This window comes from Noviluteimonas lactosilytica, from assembly GCF_020866925.1.
Lineage (GTDB): Bacteria > Pseudomonadota > Gammaproteobacteria > Xanthomonadales > Xanthomonadaceae > Noviluteimonas > Noviluteimonas lactosilytica.
Genome location: NZ_JAJGAK010000001.1, coordinates 1666400 through 1681185, shown reverse-complemented (window position 1 = coordinate 1681185; position 14786 = coordinate 1666400). Strand labels below are relative to the sequence as shown.

Below are 14786 nucleotides of genomic sequence, written 5' to 3'. Positions count from 1 at the left end.
GAACAGGATACCCCAGCGGATGTGAGAACCGCCCGAAGATGAACAGGCGGTTGCGTGAAGTCCGATGCGCGGATCAGGGGGCCGGCGGCAGCGTTTCGGTGCGCGCGGGCGCATCTTCCACCGGCACGACGGGCATCGACGCCGTGGTCGTCGTCGTTGCGGGCGTGACGATGACCGGCGCCGTCGCCGCGACGGGGGATGCATTCGCGGTCGCGCCGGCCGCGGCGGTTGCACCGGTGCCGCGATTGGCGCGGGCCTGCGCGGTGGCCTCTTCCAGTTGGTCGCGCAGGGCGACCACATCGGCCGACGGCGCCTGCGTCGCGCGATTCTCGAAGATCATGCGCGGCGTGGTGCCTTCGCCGTACGTCGCCTGGTTGGCGCCGTCGTCGATCGACAGCACGGCGCCGTCGAGCGCGACGCCCGCGAAGAGCCCGCGTGCGCGCGACCACGACCAGATCTCGGCCTTGAATTGCCCGTCGGTCGCCGTTGCCGCGTTGCGTCCCACCGGGCCTGCGGCCACGGCCGCATCCGCGCCGAGGGTGAACTTGCCGTTGACGATCGAGTCGACGCCGCGATCGCTGCGGAAGACGAGCACGACGTCCGACGATTGCACGCCCGCCTGGAAACCGATGCTGCCGCCGGTGAGCGTCACGAAGCTCGGGTTCGACCACGTGCCGTCGGGCGACTTCACCGCCATGATCCCGTGTCCGCGGCGACCGCCGATGACGAGGCCCGCCTTGATCGTGTCGGGGACGATGACGATCGCCTTCGCTTCGTCGAGCAGCTTGTCGGGGATCGCGTTCTCGGGAATCGCCTGGATGTCGGTCAGTACGCGCACCGCGTTGCGCGCGCGCTCGTCCTCGCGCACGCCGGCGACGGCGGACTGCAGGCTGGCGGCGAGCATCGCGGCGGACAGTGCAAGGGTCAGGACGCGGCGGGTCGTTGCAGGCATGGGGGACTCCGGGGATCGTCGAGGTGCGTCGGGTCGGGCAAGGCGGGTGTGATGAGTCTGGTCGCGCGGGCATGAATCGTGAACGAACCGCCGCGCGCACGTGACATCCTATGCGGATGACAGACGAAACCGCAGTCCTCCTCGTCAATCTCGGCACGCCCGACGCGGCCACGCCCGGTGCGGTGCGCCGTTATCTCGCGCAATTCCTGATGGACCCGCGCGTGGTGCAACTCCCGCGCTGGCTGTGGGCGCCGTTGCTGCGCGGCGTGATCCTGCCGCTGCGCAGCCGCCGTGTCGCGCGCAAGTACGCGAGCATCTGGATGCCGGGCGGTTCGCCGCTCGCCGTGCACACGCGCAACCTCGCCGCCGCGGTGCAGGAGCGCCTGCCGCACATGCGGGTCATGCATGCGATGCGCTACGGCAATCCGTCGATCCCGGACGCCTTCGCCGCGTTGCGCAGCGAGCGCATCGGCCGCGTCGTCGTGCTGCCGCTGTATCCGCAGTATTCGACGACGACGACCGCGTCGGTCGACGACATCGTGCGCCGCGCGCGCAACATGCCGACCCATTCGGTCGCCGACTACCATCTCGATCCCGCCTGGGTGCGGGCGATCGCCGATTCGATCCGTGCGCACTGGAGCGAACACGGCCGCGGCGAACGCCTCGTGTTCTCCTTCCACGGCCTGCCGCAGCGCGTGGTCGACAACGGCGATCCGTACGCCGTGCAGTGCGCGGCGAGCGTCGCGGCGATCGTGGAAAACCTGGGCCTCGCGTCGCACGACTACGTGCACACCTACCAGTCCCGTTTCGGCAAGGAGCGCTGGCTGGAACCGGCGACGATGCCCACCCTCGAAGCGCTCGCGCGCCAGGGCGTGAAGCGCGTCGACGTGGTCTGCCCGGGCTTCGCCGTCGATTGCCTGGAGACGCTGGAGGAGATCGCGGAGTTGAACGCCGACGCGTTCCGCCACGCCGGCGGCCATGCGCTGCGCTACATCCCGTGCCTCAACGACGCGCCGGCGCACGCCGATGCGCTCGCTGCGCTCGCCGAGCGCGCGCTGCGCCAATGACCGCCTGCGTTCCCTTGCGCGAGGTCGTCCTCGACACGCCGTACGGCCGGCTCACCGCGTTGCGCGGCGGCAACGGCACGCCGGTGCTCGCGTTGCACGGCTGGCTCGACAACGCGGCCAGCTGGGTGCCGATCGCCGCGCACCTGCACGACATCGATCTCGTCGCGCTCGACCTGCCGGGCCATGGCACGAGCCCGCACCTGCCGCCCGGCGCGGAGTATTCGATCGCGGGCACGGTGCAGACCGTGCTCGATGCGGCCGATGCACTCGGATGGGAACGCTTCGCCGTGCTCGGACATTCGATGGGCGCGGCGATCGGCAGCATCCTCGCGGCCGCCGCGCCGGAGCGCGTGTCGCGCTTCTTCGCGATCGAAGCCCTCGGCGCGCTCGCCGACCGCGAAGATCGCACCGCACAGCGCCTGCGTGAATCGGTGGCGGCGCGCCGTGCGCTCGCAGGCAAGTCGCTGCGCGTGTTTCCCGAACGCGACGCGGCGATCCGCGCGCGCATGCAGGCCAACGATCTCAGCGAACCGGTCGCGCGCCTGCTCGTCGAACGCGGCACGCGCGAAGTGGACGGCGGCTACGTGTGGAGCAGCGATCCGCGCCTGACGATCGCCACCGCGGTGCGCATGACCGAAGGCCAGGTGCGCGACCTCGTCGCGCACATCGAATGCCCGACGCGCGTGCTCTACGCCGATCCCGCGCCGCCGTACTTCCCGGAAGCGCTGCGCCGCGAACGCGCGGCGATGCTGCCGCGCGGCGAGGTGGTGGTGCGCAAGGGCACGCACCACCTGCACATGGAAGATCCGCAGGGCGTCGCGCTGGACATCGGTGCGTTTTTCAACGGCGCGTAGTGCGCCGGCGACGCGCGCCTAGTGCTTCGATTCCACCAGCTGCACGTTGACCTTCACGCCGTTCGCTTCGTCGTCGACGAGCGAGATCGTGGCCGAACGCTTGTCCTTCTCGTACATCGTGACCTGCTGGTCGGCCGACTGCTGCATCGACAGGCGCTGCTTCCAGCCGTGCGTGGCCATCATCTTGCCGGAGGCGTCGGCGAGCGACGCGATGTCGCCGGCCGCGTCGAACTGCACGACCATCGTGCCGGGCATCTCCATCACGCTCTCGACCTTCGCGCCGGCGGGCTGGTAGACGTCCTTCGGGAACGTCGCGGGCAGCTTCGCCGCATCGCCGCCGGTCATCTTCATCTCGCCTTCGTCGGTCTTGATGGTGACGGCGTTGCCGTCGGCGTCGACCGTCGCCTTGCCGCCGGTGGCCTGTTCGATCGCGGCTTCGGCCGCGCGTTCGCCCGGCGATTTGCCGCACGCGACGAGTGCGAGCGACGCCACGCAGGCGACAAGGATGAGATTGCGGTTGCGCATTGGACGAAAACCCCCGTGGCTGGACACAGGAAGAACGTGCGCGCGCGGATCAACCGGCCAGCAGCGCGCGCAACGTCGCCTTCAGGCGGCGGCCGTCGGCGTGGAAATAGTCGCGTTCTTCGCGCCACGTCGGGAACCGGATTTCAACCTCGTGCCAGAACGCGCGCGAATGATCGGCGCGCAGCAGGTGGCACAGCTCGTGCACGAGCACGTATTCGAACGCCGAAGGACGCGCGAGCACCAGCGCGAGATCGAGTGCGACCACGCCGTTCGGGGCGAGCGAGCCCCACTGCGACGACATCACCTTGAACTGCACGCGACGCGGCGGTCGCGGCAAGGAGGGCAGGTAGTGCGGCAGCCAGCGGCCGATGTCGGCACGCGCCTGGCCTTCGTAGAAGTCGCGCAGCGCGCGACGCATCGCCGCGTCGCCCGCGCGCGACGGCATGCGGAAGACCGCAACGCCTGCGAGCGCGTCGTACTCCAGCGCGGTGAAACGGCCTTCTTCCCAGCGCAATGGAATGTCCGTGCCGCGCAGGGGCAACGCCGCGGTGATGCCGCGCTGCAACGTCGGCAGGCCTTCGAGCGTGTAGCGCTCGAGTTGTTCGGCTAGCCACGTGCGATGTTCGGAGAGGAAGCGTTCGCCCGACACCAGGCTCGCGCGCGCCGGCAGCGTCAGGCGCGCGCCGCGTTCGTCGACTGACAGGCGCAGGCGGCGTGCGCGCGGATTGCGCACGCGCTGGATCTCGATCCGTCGCCCGTCGTCGAGAACGAGCGACGTGACGTCGCGTTCGATGACGGGAGGACGCGGCGCCAGCAGGCGACGGAGCGGGTGCGGCATGCGGTCGTCGGGGAATGACTTCGGGGGAGTCGCGACGATTGTAGGCCGCGCGCGCGCCGAATGATCAATCTTCGACGCGTGAGATTTTCAGTGCGGGTTCGAGCACGTTGAACAGCCGCTTGGCTTCGGCCGCCATCAGCGCGAAGCGCGCATCGAGTTCGGCGCGCACGTCGTCGCGCTCGGTCGATTCCAGCGAATCCACCGCGCCGTCGAGCAGCTTGAACTTGCGCACGATGAGGTCTTCGCCGAGCACGAACGACACGTGGTCGTCGAGCGTCAGCGCCAGGCGCGTGACCTGCTTGCCGGATTCCAGGTGCTTGGCGATCTCGTCGCCTTGCAGCTCCTGCCGCTGGCACTTCACGACGGCGCCCTTGTCGGCGGCGTCCTTCAGTTCGCATTCGTCGCCGATCGACAGGCCTTCGGGCAGCGGCTCGCCCGCGATCCAGCCGGTGAGGATGCTGCGCGGCGCGACTTCGGCGTTCACCGGCAATGCGGGGAAGCTGCCGAGCGCGGTGCGGATCTCGCTCACGACGTTCTCGGCGGACTTGCGCGACGAGGAGTCGACGATGCAAAGCCCGTGCCCGAGATCGAGCAGCGCATCGGTACGGCCCGGACGCACGAACGCGCGCGGCAGCAACTCGTGCACGAGGTCTTCCTTCATCCGCTTGCGTGCGCGGCCGCCGGGCCTGCGGCCTTCCTTGCGCTCGGCTTCCTCGAGCCTGCGCTGGAGCAGGTCGTTGACGACCGCACCCGGCAGCAGCTTGTCCTCGCTGCCGACGCTGAGCCAGATCGCATCGGCGATGCGATGCGACATCGCTTCGCCGTCGCGGCCGAACGGCGAGATGAACCCGCGCGAAGACAACTCGAGCGCGCCGACGGGCTTGAGCGCGCATTCGGCGAGGCGGGCTTCGATTTCGGTGAGGTCGAGGGAGGTGGGGAAGCGGAATAGCGTCAGGTTGCGAAAGAACATCGAAAAGGGCGTCCGTCATTCCCGCGCAGGCGGGAATCGATGAAAAGGGGAAGGGGCTAGCTTACTCGGCGTCGTCGTCGGCGTTGTGCGCTTCGCCGGACAACCAGGCATGCGCATCGGGCAGCGGCGCATCGCCGCGCGCACCCAGCGCCAGGAAATCGAACAGCTTCGGATCGCTCAACTGCGACGGGCGCACATCGCCGAGCGCGCGCGCGATGTTCTCGATGCGCCCGGGCGACTCCTTCTCCCATTGCGCCATCATCTTCGCGACCTGCTTGCGCTGCAGGTTTTCCTGCGAGCCGCACAGGGTGCACGGGATGATGGGGAAGCCGCGTGCCTGCGCATACTCCGCGATATCCGCCTCGCGCACGTAGGCGAGCGGCCGGATGACGACGTGCTTGCCGTCGTCCGAGCGCAGCTTCGGCGGCATGCCGGCCATCTTCGCGTGGAAGAACAGGTTGAGGAAGAACGTCGCGACGAGGTCGTCGCGATGGTGGCCGAGCGCGATCTTGGTGAAGCCTTCCGCCTCGGCGTGCGCATACAGCGCACCACGCCGCAGCCGCGAACACAGCGAGCACATCGTCTTGCCTTCCGGCACGACGCGCTTGACCACCGAATACGTGTCCTGCTCGAGGATCGTGTACGGCACGCCGACCGATGCGAGATAGTTCGGCAGCACGTGCTCCGGAAAATCGGGCTGCTTCTGGTCGAGGTTCACGGCGTGCAGTTCGAACCGCACCGGCGCCTTCTCGCGCAGCTGCAGCAGGATGTCGAGCATCGTGTAACTGTCCTTGCCGCCGGACAGGCACACCATCACCTTGTCGCCTTCCTCGATCATCCCGAAGTCCGCGATCGCCCGCCCGACCTGGTGGCGCAGGCGCTTGGCCAGGCGCACCCGCTCGTGCGCCACGCGACGCGCGCGCGGCGGCTGGGGCTCGAGCAAGGGAAGGACGATGGACATCGGGAAGAGCGAAGCGAGTGGAGCGGAGGGGCATTCTATCGTGCGGGGGGCGGGGCGAAGTTCACCAATGCGGAGGGCGTCGGATGGGCTTTCGGCCGGTGTGGATGATGGATGGGAGCAGAGCGTTGCTTAGCTCCTGATCGAGCAGGTGGTGTCGGGTCCAATCGGCGCTTCGTGCAAGCGGGCCAGCCACCTTGCGAAGCGCCTCGGTGCCGGATTCGCTCGGCCAGCGCGGCGCAACCACGCCGAGCGTGATGTTGGGAAAGTCGGCGCGCACGGACTGGAGGGCGGGTGCGGCATCGCGGTCGTTCGAGCACAGGACCAACTGTTCGAACTCGCCCGAGCACGCATCGCGATACATGGCCAAGGCCAGGTTCACGTCGGTCATCTTCTCTTCGATCTTCCAGACGCGTATGCGATCCCTGCGGTCGTATGTCATCCGATCGACGAATCTCGGGAGCAGCGTGCCAGTGCGATCGAAGCTGTGGGTGCCGAGCGTGATCGAGAGGCGGTGCGCATGAAGCTTGAGAAGCGCGCGGTGGTAATCCTGCTGCGCTTCGACGGACGCTTGTCCGTGCGTCGCAAAACGCGCCAAAGCCGGCGCGCTGAAGTAACGGAGCCTGTCCAGCGTGGCCGCCGGAGATTGCTCATGCAGGAGGCGTTCGAACAGCGCCACGAGATCCAGCCACTTGCAGCAAGTGCCGCGCAATCGCCCGTAATACAGGTTGTACCCATCCACGTAGACCGCTGTCGGCAGACTCGCCATCGACTTTCCTCCGGGCATGAAAAAACCGCCTTGCGGCGGTTTTCTCGTCCCGAGCCGGGGCGCCGATGGGTTGGCGGCGACAAGGGAGAAGTCGTGGAAAGAATGCTATCCCCCAAAAATGCCCGCATCAAGTGGATCCGGACGCAACCCTCCGGGGCACATTTCGCCAGCCATCGCCGACAGGGTTAAAGTCTGCCGCGTGACCCAGCCGACCGATCCCGGCGAACTTGCCCGCCTCGCGCAGCGCGTGGTCGAGCTCAAGCTCGAGCACCGCGACCTCGATGCGGCGATCGTGCGCCTTCAACTCGATCCCGACGCCGACGAACTCGCCGTCAAGCGCCTGAAGAAGCGCAAGCTGCAGCTCAAGGACTGCATTGCGAAGATGGAGTCGTCGCTGATCCCCGACGAGCCCGCCTGACGCGCGTCACGCGCCGGCGGGAGGCTCCGTCGGTTCGCTCGGTTCCTGCGCGACGGGCGCGGGCGGTTCGATCGCCTTCGGCTTCGCCGCTTCCGGGCTGACCTTCTCGATCGTGTGGCGCAGTTCGCGGCCGAGGATGATGCGCGCGTCCTTCGCCCAGGCGTCGAGGCGTTCGTCGAACATCAGCTTGCCCGCTTCGTTCGGCCACACCATGCGCAATTCGCGCAGCTTCTGGATGAAGCCGCGGAACAGCGTGCGGTCGAAGAACTCCGGCGCGGCCGGCGCGTAGAGCAGCGACAGGCGCTGCGCGGCGAGCTGGCACAGGCTTTCGAGTTCGCCCGACGACAGCGTGCCCGGGCCGTTCTTCACCAGCACCGAGATCGCGATGTAATAGCGCTCGAACGCCTGCTGCAGCGAATGCCCGATCGCACGCAGGCGGAACACCTCGTCGGTCTGGCCGCCGCTGCGCGCGAGCATGCCGCCCTCGTCCTCGTTGACCTGCGTCAGCAGGCCTTCGCGGATGAAGACGTCGATCGTGCGGTCGATGCGTTCGGCGAAGCCGGCCTCGTCCCACGGCAGGAACAGTTCGGACTTGAGGAACGGGTAGACCGTGCGCCCCAGTCGCTGCAACTGCGTGCGCGACAGGCGGCGGTTGTGCAGGAAGCACACCGCGATCCACGCCGACGCCGTGAACAGGTGCAGCACGTTGTTGCGGTAGTAGCTGAGCAGGCCCGCGGTGTCGTCGTCGACGCTGAGCACGTCGCCGAGCGGATGCGCGGTGCGCGACAGCATCGAGATCTCTTCGCCGTGCGCGATGATCTGCTCCGGCGTGTGCGGCGTGACCGTCACCAGCTCGGAGTACGGCAGCTCGGCGAGCAGCGACTTCGACAACGTGATCTGCGCGATCAGGTCGGCCTCGCCCATCGCGTGTTTCGGCGTGGACAGCAGCGCCATCGCGAGCAGGTTGATCGGGTTCACGTCGGCGGCGCGGTTGATGTTGACCTGGATGCGCTGCGCGGTGGCATCGACGGTGTCGGACAACCAGTCCGGGCGATCGTCTTCGTCGAGCGGCGTGCCGTCCCACGAAGGCGCGTGTTCGGCCAGCATGTCGTTGAGGCGAATGGGCTCGCCGAAATTCACCACGACCTGGCCGTAATTGCTGCGCAGCACCCGCGGGATGCTCATGAGCAGGTGCCAGATCGATTCCTTCTGCTTCGGCTTGCCGATCAATTCGTCGAGGTAGCTGTCGCCCTCGAGCATCTTTTCGTAGCCGATGTAGACCGGCTGGAACAGCACCGGCCGCGTGGGCTGGCGTACGAACGCGCGCACCGTCATCGCGACCATGCCGCCCTTCGGCGGAAGCAGACGGCCGGTGCGCGAGCGCCCGCCTTCGATGAAGTACTCGATCGAATAACCGCCCGCGACCAGCTGCGACACGTACTCGGTGAACACCGCCGAATACAGCGCGTTGCCGCGGAAGCTGCGGCGCAGGAAGAACGCGCCGCCGCGACGCAGGAGCGGCCCGATCACCGGCAGGTTGAGGTTGATGCCGGCCGCGATGTGCGGCGGCACGATGCCCTTCGTGTAGAGCAAATAGCTCAGCAGCAGGTAGTCCATGTGGCTGCGGTGGCAGGGCACGTAGACGACTTCGTGGCCGGGCGCGTTCTGCTTGAGCGAATCCAGGTGGTGCACCAGCACGCCGCGATAGATGCGGTTCCACACCGTGCTGAGCAGGAAACTCGCCGAACGCACGACCGGGTGCGAGTAGTCGGCGGCGATCTCGTAGATGTAGGCGTGCGCCTTCTTCCAGGCTTCGGCCTTGCCCTTCTCGGGGTTCGAAGGATTTTCGCGGCGCGCCTGGTCGGCGATCGCTTCCTTCACCGAATCGGCGGACAGCACCTGGTCGGCGAGCAGGCGGCGCGTCGAGAGATCCGGGCCGATCACCGCCGCGCGGATGCGACGGAAGTGCGCACGCAGCACGCGCGAGAGCTTGCGCACCGTGCGTTCGGGATCGAGGTTTTCCTCCACCGTGCCGCGCACCGCGACCGGCGGCGCGAACTGCACCGTCGTCGAACGCCCGTTGAGCAGGATCGCGAGCAGGCGGCGGAAGCGACCGACGATCGTCCAGTTCTCCGAGAACAGCACGGAGAACCAGCCGCTGTGCTTGTCCGGCGCGCGGCCGACGAAGATCGACACGGGCACGAGCTGCACGTCGAGCGCCGGATCGTCGCGATGCGCCTGCAGCAGGCGCGCGAGCGAACCGGAGTGCGTCTTGTGTTCCGGACCCGGCGCGAGGCCGAGCACCTTCAGCGTGTTGCGGTTGCGGCGCGACAGCGCGACGTACGAACGCTTGCGGCCGAGCGGATCGCCGGGCATCGGTTGCAGCGGCGATGGCAGGCCCGCTTCGCGGCACGCGCGCTCGAGGATCAGCGCGTTCGACATCCCGTAGTCTTCGAGCACGTAGCAGATCGGGCGGCCGTCGGCGTAATCGGCGGGCGTCTTGGGTTCGAGCTCGAGCTGGATCCAGGGTTCGAGCAGCTTGCCCATCAGGCGCGCCCACATCGGCGGGCGCGCGTTGAGCGGGTTCGACGGCGCGGGAAGCGGAGGCGGCGCGTGCTGCGCTTCCGCATCCGCGGGCTCCGGCTGCGGCGGCAGGTCGAGCGGCAACTCCGGCGCGTCGTGCGCGGCGGTCGCGTCTTCCGGCACCGGGTTCGCGGGCAACTCGTGCGCGCGCGGCTCGTGCGAGGGCGACGCCGGGGGCGACGGGGTCGCGGCCGGGCGGGCGGGATCTTCTTCGAAAAGGTTCGGCTGGTTCGGCATCGCCGCCATTATGGCGAAGCGGGGCCGAGGACGGACGTCGCACCGGCCGGCAGGGTCGGAACGCGGGGCACCGGGCCTTCCAGCGAGGCCTCCGCGTTGCGCAGGTAATCGTCGAGGTACCAGCGGCCATCGACGCGGCGCACGTCGAGCACCGCATCGACCCATTCCGAACCCAGCCGGTAGCGCACGCGAACGCGCGCGTCGTCGCCGGCCTGCTGCACGAGCGTGGCTTCCAGGCCATCGAACGTGGCGTCGAGGTCGAGCCCGTACGAAGCGAAGGTCTGCTTCACCGCCGAGAAGAACGGACCGAGGCGTTGCAGCGACTCGTCCATGCCGAGGTTCGCGAAGTCCTCGGGTGCGTCGATGCGGGTGTGCGACGCCGCGGTCGCGAGCAATGCGATCGCACCGCGCGCGCGCCGCGGATCCGACAGCGGCGCCTGGGCGGCCCACCGGCTGACCGCCGACACGGCCTGTGCGTAATGCTCGCGCTCGGCATCGCTGTACACGCCTTCGTTGCGGATGTATTGCACGCCGAACACACCGAGCGAGGTCGCGGCCGAGCGCAGTTCCCGCGACGAATTCGCGAACTGTCGATCGAACGTCGCCTGCAGCGACTTGCGCGCATCGGGCTGGGCGAGCGCGGCGAGCATCGCGGGCAGGCGATCCTCGAGCGGGAGTTCGTCGAGCGGCCACTGGCTGCGCCCGGTGCGCCAGGCCGTCTCGAGCCGGTCGTGCAACGACGCGGGAATCGCGACGATCGCGAAGCCCGCCGGATCGTTGTCGCGCAGTCGATCGACGACCACGCGCACGGCATCGACGGGACGCTCCGCCCCGGGCTTCGGCGGCGGCGGACGCGCGCACGCGGCGAGCAACGCGGCGACGAGCACCGCAGCGACGAGCGGCGGAGCGGCGAGCGCGGGTGCGAGGCGGGAAGCGGGACGCGACGGATTCGGCATGGCGCCGATCATCGCCGAACCCGGCAAAGAAAAAGGAGGCCGAAGCCTCCTTCAAAGGTCCGGACGAGCCGGAAGACATCGGTTGTGGCATGGCCCCGGGCGAACCCGGATGCGAGCAGGCTAGCCCAGCGGCCGTAGCTGATGCAATACCTGAGCTATTCGGTCACAACGCATTGATTTTATTTGGCGAGGTCGAGCGCGGATTGCTTCTTCGCGCGACGCTGCGAGGCCGGCTGGCGCCAATCGTTGTCGAACAACGCCGGCTCCCACGACCCGTACATCGGGTTCGGCAGCACGAACCAGCGCTCGCCGATCCACGCCTCGTAGGGCGCGACCGCCGCGCGGCGACCCTCTGTCGTGTTCGCCACGATGTGCACGAGATCGCCGACCTGGTCGCCGAACTGCATCAGCACGCGATGCGTGCGACCGACGAGCTGGCGACGGCACGATTTGCTCGAGCCTTCCTGTTCGCAACCGTCGACGACGGTGCCGAGGCCGAGGAACTGCGCGTCGCTCGCGATCGGGAACCCCGTGGCGCGCAGGTTCGCGATCGTCGCTTCGGCCTGGCCCGCATCGCGGTTGGAGATGTAGAAGACGGTGACGCCCTGCTTCGCGGCCGTGTCGAGGAACGCCGCCGCACCCGGCAGTGCCTTCGCCTTCCGCTCCTCGACCCATGCGCCCCACTGCGCGTCGTCGAAGTCGCCGCGCTCGACGATCTGGCGCGCGGAAGACGGCGCGTTGTCGAGGACGGTCTCGTCGACGTCGACGATGATCGCGGGCGGCAGGCCCTTCACGGGCGTCGTGCGGTCTTCCTTCGGCAGCGCGTCCCACGTCTTGTCGGCGAGCGCGGCCTTCAGCTTTTCCGAAGCAGCGCGGTAGACGATGCGAAACACGAGATCGCGCTCTTCGGACGTCTGGTACCACACGACGGCGTTGAGCCTGTCGTCGGCGGGCGGATCTTCCTGCGCGATGACCGCGGCAGCCTGGTTGGCTTGTTCCGCGGGGCCGATCGTGTCGGCGGAGGTCACGCACCCGGCGAGGGCGAGCGTCAGGGCGGCGGCGAGGACGGCGAAGCGCATGCGACACATCCGGCGAATCAGGAGGCGGCGAGTGTAGCGGAGGCCGCCCGCACGCGATGTGCCAGGCGGCGCGACGTGTCAGGGCACGGCGGCCTGCAACGAAACGCGCTTGCCGCCCGGCAATGCCTGCGTGCCGACTTCGGCGAACCCATGGCGCGCATGGAACCGGCGCGACGCTTCGTTCGGCGGCTCGATGTCGAACTCGCAGGTCACGCGCGGCAACCGCGCAGCGCGCGCGAACGCGAACAGATCGTCGTACAGCAACGCCCCGAGCCTGCGGCCCTGGTGCGAACGCGCGACGACGACGCGATCGACGTACAGGAACGCGTCGTACGCCGCATCGAACCAGCGATAGTTGACGCTGTCGTAGTCCGCGCCTTCGCGGAACGCGAGCAGGAACGCGACGACCGCGCCGTCCTCCTCGATCACGCGCGCATACGCCGCCTGCGATCGCAGGTGCGCGTAACGCGCCGCATCCATCGGGCTCAGCACCGCTTCGGATTCGAGGTTCAACGCCAGGATCGCCGGCGCATCCGCATCGACGATGTCGCGCACGCGCGCGGTCATGCGTCGAGCAACGCGCGGATCGCGGCGAAACCCGCGGTCGCGCGTTCCTTCTTCTCGGTCGCGTCGGCCACCGGGTCGGCGCCGTCGCGTTGCACTTCGTCGGCGGGCAGTTCGTCGATGAAACGGCTCGGCAGCAGGCGCAGCTTCTCGCCCCAGCGCTGCGCTTCGCGCGAATGCGAGAGCCACAGCTGCTCCTTCGCACGCGTGATGCCCACGTACATCAGGCGGCGCTCTTCATCGAGCCGGCCTTCCTCGATCGACGCTTCGTGCGGCAGGTTGCCGTCTTCCACGCCGACGATGAAGACGTAACGGAACTCCAGGCCCTTCGCCGCGTGCAGCGACATCAGGCGCACCTGGTTGCCTGCATCGCCCTTGTCCGCGTGCGAGAGCAACGCGAGCGCGGCGGCGAGTTCGCCGGGACCGGAGGTCTTCGGGCCGTCGAACCAATCCGCGAGTTCGTCGAGGTTCTGCCGGCGGCGCTGGAACGTCGCCTCGTCCTTGCACTGCGCGCGCACCATCGCGAGCAGGCCCGAGCGTTCGTTGAGCTTGCGCACGAGTTCGGCCGGCGGCATGTGCGACGCATCGCGACGCAGGCCGTTCAACAGGTCGGCGAAGCCCTGCAACGCGTTCGCCGCGCGCGGCTGCAACTGCTTCAGCAGCCCGACCGATTCGGCGGCGCGCGACAACGGCAGGTGCGCGTGCTGCGCGAGTTCGGCGAGCTTGGCGAGCGTCGTCGCGCCGACCTCGCGCTTGGGCGACTGCACCGCGCGCAGGAACGCCGCGTCGTCGTCGGGATTGGCGATGCAGCGCAGCCACGCCATCGCATCCTTCACTTCGCCGCGGTCGAGGAACGCCGTGCCGCCGGTGAGGTGGTAGGGCACGCGCAACATCTGCAGCGACTTCTCGAGCACGCGCGACTGGTGGTTGCCGCGGAACAGGATGCAGAAGTCGCTCCACGGCGCACCGCGCGACTGGTTGAGGAAGTGGATCTGGTCGGCGACCTTCTCCGCCTCGTGCGCCGAATCGCGGCACTCCCACACGCGGATGCGTTCGCCGTCGGCCTGGTCGCTCCACAGCGTCTTGGGATGTTCGTGCGGGTTGTTCGCGATCAGCGCGTTGGCCGCACGCAGCACGCGATTGCTGCAGCGGTAATTCTGTTCGAGCTTGACGATCTGCAGCGCGGGATAGTCGACGCCGAGCGATAGCAGATTGTCGGGATTCGCGCCGCGCCAGGCATAGATCGACTGGTCGTCGTCGCCCACGCAGGTGAACAGGCCCTTCGGTCCGGCGATCGCCTTGAGCAGGCGATATTGCGCGTCGTTGGTGTCCTGGCACTCGTCGACGAGCAGGTACCCGATGCGCTCGCGCCATGCGAGCACGGCGTCTTCGTCGGATTCCAGTAACTGCACCGGCAGGCGGATCAGGTCGTCGAAGTCGACCGCGTTGAACGCGGACAGGCGCTGCTGGTAGCGCGCGTACAACGCGGCGGCTTCGCGTTCGCGCACGGTCTGCGCGGCTTCCATCGCCTGCTCCGGCGACAGGCCCGCGTTCTTCGCGCGCGAAATCAGGTTGCGCGCAGCGTCGACGACGTCGGGCTTGCTGCCCGGCGGCAGCAGGTCCTTCAGCTGCGCGTTGCTGTCGTCGGAATCGAAGATCGAGAAGCCGCGGCGCAGGCCGAGTTTCGCGTGCTCGATCTGCAGCAGCTTCAGGCCGAGCGCGTGGAAGGTGCAGATCGTGAGGCCTTCGGCCGCGTCGCCCTTGATGCGCCTGGCCACGCGCTCCTTCATTTCGCGCGCGGACTTGTTGGTGAAGGTGATCGCGGCGATGCGTCGCGCCGGCATGCGGCCGGACGAGATCAGGTGCGCGATCTTCTCCACGATCACGCGCGTCTTGCCGCTCCCCGCGCCTGCCAGCACCAGCAACGGCCCGTCGACGAGCGCGACGGCCTGGCGTTGGGGAGGATTGAGGCCGTGCAAGGGACGCTCCGTGATTCGCGCGCGGGGCGGCGCAGTG

Annotated in this window: 14 protein-coding genes; 3 read left to right on the top strand and 11 right to left on the bottom strand. The window is 68.5% G+C overall.

Annotation, left to right across the window (positions count from 1 at the left end; all coding sequences use genetic code 11):
- Positions 1 to 73 precede the first annotated feature (73 nt).
- The gene (locus LK996_RS08085) at positions 74 to 952 is read right to left on the bottom strand and encodes a lipid-binding SYLF domain-containing protein (protein WP_343225857.1); all 879 of its coding nucleotides are present in this window, start codon (positions 950 to 952) and stop codon (positions 74 to 76) included.
- 110 nt (positions 953 to 1062) lie between these two features.
- Here LK996_RS08085 and hemH point away from each other — a divergent pair, with 110 nt between their 5' ends.
- Positions 1063 to 2019, top strand: a complete 957-nt coding sequence (gene hemH, locus LK996_RS08080; protein WP_230526595.1) for a ferrochelatase — start codon at positions 1063 to 1065, stop codon at positions 2017 to 2019.
- A complete protein-coding gene (locus LK996_RS08075; protein WP_425493719.1) occupies positions 2016 to 2873 on the top strand; it encodes an alpha/beta fold hydrolase in 858 nt (285 codons plus the stop codon). The genes hemH and LK996_RS08075 overlap by 4 nt, the downstream gene beginning before the upstream one ends.
- An 18-nt stretch (positions 2874 to 2891) precedes the next feature.
- Here the strand turns inward: LK996_RS08075 and LK996_RS08070 are convergent, their stop codons facing one another.
- The 5 genes from LK996_RS08070 to LK996_RS08050 form a co-directional block, all read right to left on the bottom strand.
- Positions 2892 to 3398 carry a hypothetical protein gene (locus tag LK996_RS08070; RefSeq protein ID WP_230526594.1) on the bottom strand — a complete coding sequence of 169 codons (507 nt, stop codon included), beginning with the start codon at positions 3396 to 3398 and terminating at the stop codon, positions 2892 to 2894.
- Positions 3399 to 3447: 49 nt separating this feature from the next.
- Positions 3448 to 4236, bottom strand: coding sequence for a M48 family metallopeptidase (locus LK996_RS08065; protein ID WP_230526593.1), 789 nt, complete (start codon positions 4234 to 4236; stop codon positions 3448 to 3450).
- A gap of 64 nt (positions 4237 to 4300) precedes the next feature.
- Positions 4301 to 5206: a recombination-associated protein RdgC gene (locus tag LK996_RS08060; protein ID WP_230526592.1), complete on the bottom strand. Its 906-nt coding sequence runs from the start codon at positions 5204 to 5206 to the stop codon at positions 4301 to 4303.
- 61 nt (positions 5207 to 5267) lie between these two features.
- Entirely contained in the window at positions 5268 to 6167 is a 900-nt protein-coding gene (gene ttcA, locus LK996_RS08055) for a tRNA 2-thiocytidine(32) synthetase TtcA (protein ID WP_230526591.1), read from the bottom strand.
- Positions 6168 to 6228: 61 nt separating this feature from the next.
- The gene (locus LK996_RS08050) at positions 6229 to 6933 is read right to left on the bottom strand and encodes an NYN domain-containing protein (protein WP_230526590.1); all 705 of its coding nucleotides are present in this window, start codon (positions 6931 to 6933) and stop codon (positions 6229 to 6231) included.
- A gap of 199 nt (positions 6934 to 7132) precedes the next feature.
- Here LK996_RS08050 and LK996_RS08045 point away from each other — a divergent pair, with 199 nt between their 5' ends.
- Positions 7133 to 7351 carry a YdcH family protein gene (locus tag LK996_RS08045; RefSeq protein ID WP_425493718.1) on the top strand — a complete coding sequence of 73 codons (219 nt, stop codon included), beginning with the start codon at positions 7133 to 7135 and terminating at the stop codon, positions 7349 to 7351.
- A 6-nt stretch (positions 7352 to 7357) separates the two neighbouring features.
- Here the strand turns inward: LK996_RS08045 and plsB are convergent, their stop codons facing one another.
- From plsB to LK996_RS08020, 5 genes are all read right to left on the bottom strand, one after another.
- A complete protein-coding gene (gene plsB / locus LK996_RS08040; RefSeq protein ID WP_343225856.1) occupies positions 7358 to 10171 on the bottom strand; it encodes a glycerol-3-phosphate 1-O-acyltransferase PlsB in 2814 nt (937 codons plus the stop codon).
- A gap of 8 nt (positions 10172 to 10179) precedes the next feature.
- Positions 10180 to 11127, bottom strand: a complete 948-nt coding sequence (locus tag LK996_RS08035; RefSeq protein WP_230526589.1) for a hypothetical protein — start codon at positions 11125 to 11127, stop codon at positions 10180 to 10182.
- Between the two features lie 179 nt (positions 11128 to 11306).
- Positions 11307 to 12215: a 5'-nucleotidase, lipoprotein e(P4) family gene (locus LK996_RS08030; RefSeq protein WP_425493717.1), complete on the bottom strand. Its 909-nt coding sequence runs from the start codon at positions 12213 to 12215 to the stop codon at positions 11307 to 11309.
- 69 nt (positions 12216 to 12284) lie between these two features.
- On the bottom strand, positions 12285 to 12773 hold the full coding sequence (locus tag LK996_RS08025) for a GNAT family N-acetyltransferase (RefSeq protein WP_230526587.1): 489 nt from the start codon (positions 12771 to 12773) through the stop codon (positions 12285 to 12287).
- A complete protein-coding gene (locus LK996_RS08020) occupies positions 12770 to 14749 on the bottom strand; it encodes a UvrD-helicase domain-containing protein (RefSeq protein ID WP_230526586.1) in 1980 nt (659 codons plus the stop codon). Before LK996_RS08020 ends, LK996_RS08025 begins: the two co-directional genes overlap by 4 nt.
- Positions 14750 to 14786: the final 37 nt, after the last annotated feature.

Bases quoted from the DNA above. Each gene is read 5' to 3' on its own strand.
- LK996_RS08085 (WP_343225857.1), bottom strand. From the start codon at position 952: ATGCCTGCAACGACCCGCCGCGTCCTGACCCTTGCACTGTCCGCCGCG.
- hemH (WP_230526595.1), top strand. From the start codon at position 1,063: ATGCGGATGACAGACGAAACCGCAGTCCTCCTCGTCAATCTCGGCACG.
- LK996_RS08075 (WP_425493719.1), top strand. From the start codon at position 2,016: ATGACCGCCTGCGTTCCCTTGCGCGAGGTCGTCCTCGACACGCCGTAC.
- LK996_RS08070 (WP_230526594.1), bottom strand. From the start codon at position 3,398: ATGCGCAACCGCAATCTCATCCTTGTCGCCTGCGTGGCGTCGCTCGCA.
- LK996_RS08065 (WP_230526593.1), bottom strand. From the start codon at position 4,236: ATGCCGCACCCGCTCCGTCGCCTGCTGGCGCCGCGTCCTCCCGTCATC.
- LK996_RS08060 (WP_230526592.1), bottom strand. From the start codon at position 5,206: ATGTTCTTTCGCAACCTGACGCTATTCCGCTTCCCCACCTCCCTCGAC.
- ttcA (WP_230526591.1), bottom strand. From the start codon at position 6,167: ATGTCCATCGTCCTTCCCTTGCTCGAGCCCCAGCCGCCGCGCGCGCGT.
- LK996_RS08050 (WP_230526590.1), bottom strand. From the start codon at position 6,933: ATGGCGAGTCTGCCGACAGCGGTCTACGTGGATGGGTACAACCTGTAT.
- plsB (WP_343225856.1), bottom strand. From the start codon at position 10,171: ATGCCGAACCAGCCGAACCTTTTCGAAGAAGATCCCGCCCGCCCGGCC.
- LK996_RS08035 (WP_230526589.1), bottom strand. From the start codon at position 11,127: ATGCCGAATCCGTCGCGTCCCGCTTCCCGCCTCGCACCCGCGCTCGCC.
- LK996_RS08030 (WP_425493717.1), bottom strand. From the start codon at position 12,215: ATGTGTCGCATGCGCTTCGCCGTCCTCGCCGCCGCCCTGACGCTCGCC.
- LK996_RS08025 (WP_230526587.1), bottom strand. From the start codon at position 12,773: ATGACCGCGCGCGTGCGCGACATCGTCGATGCGGATGCGCCGGCGATC.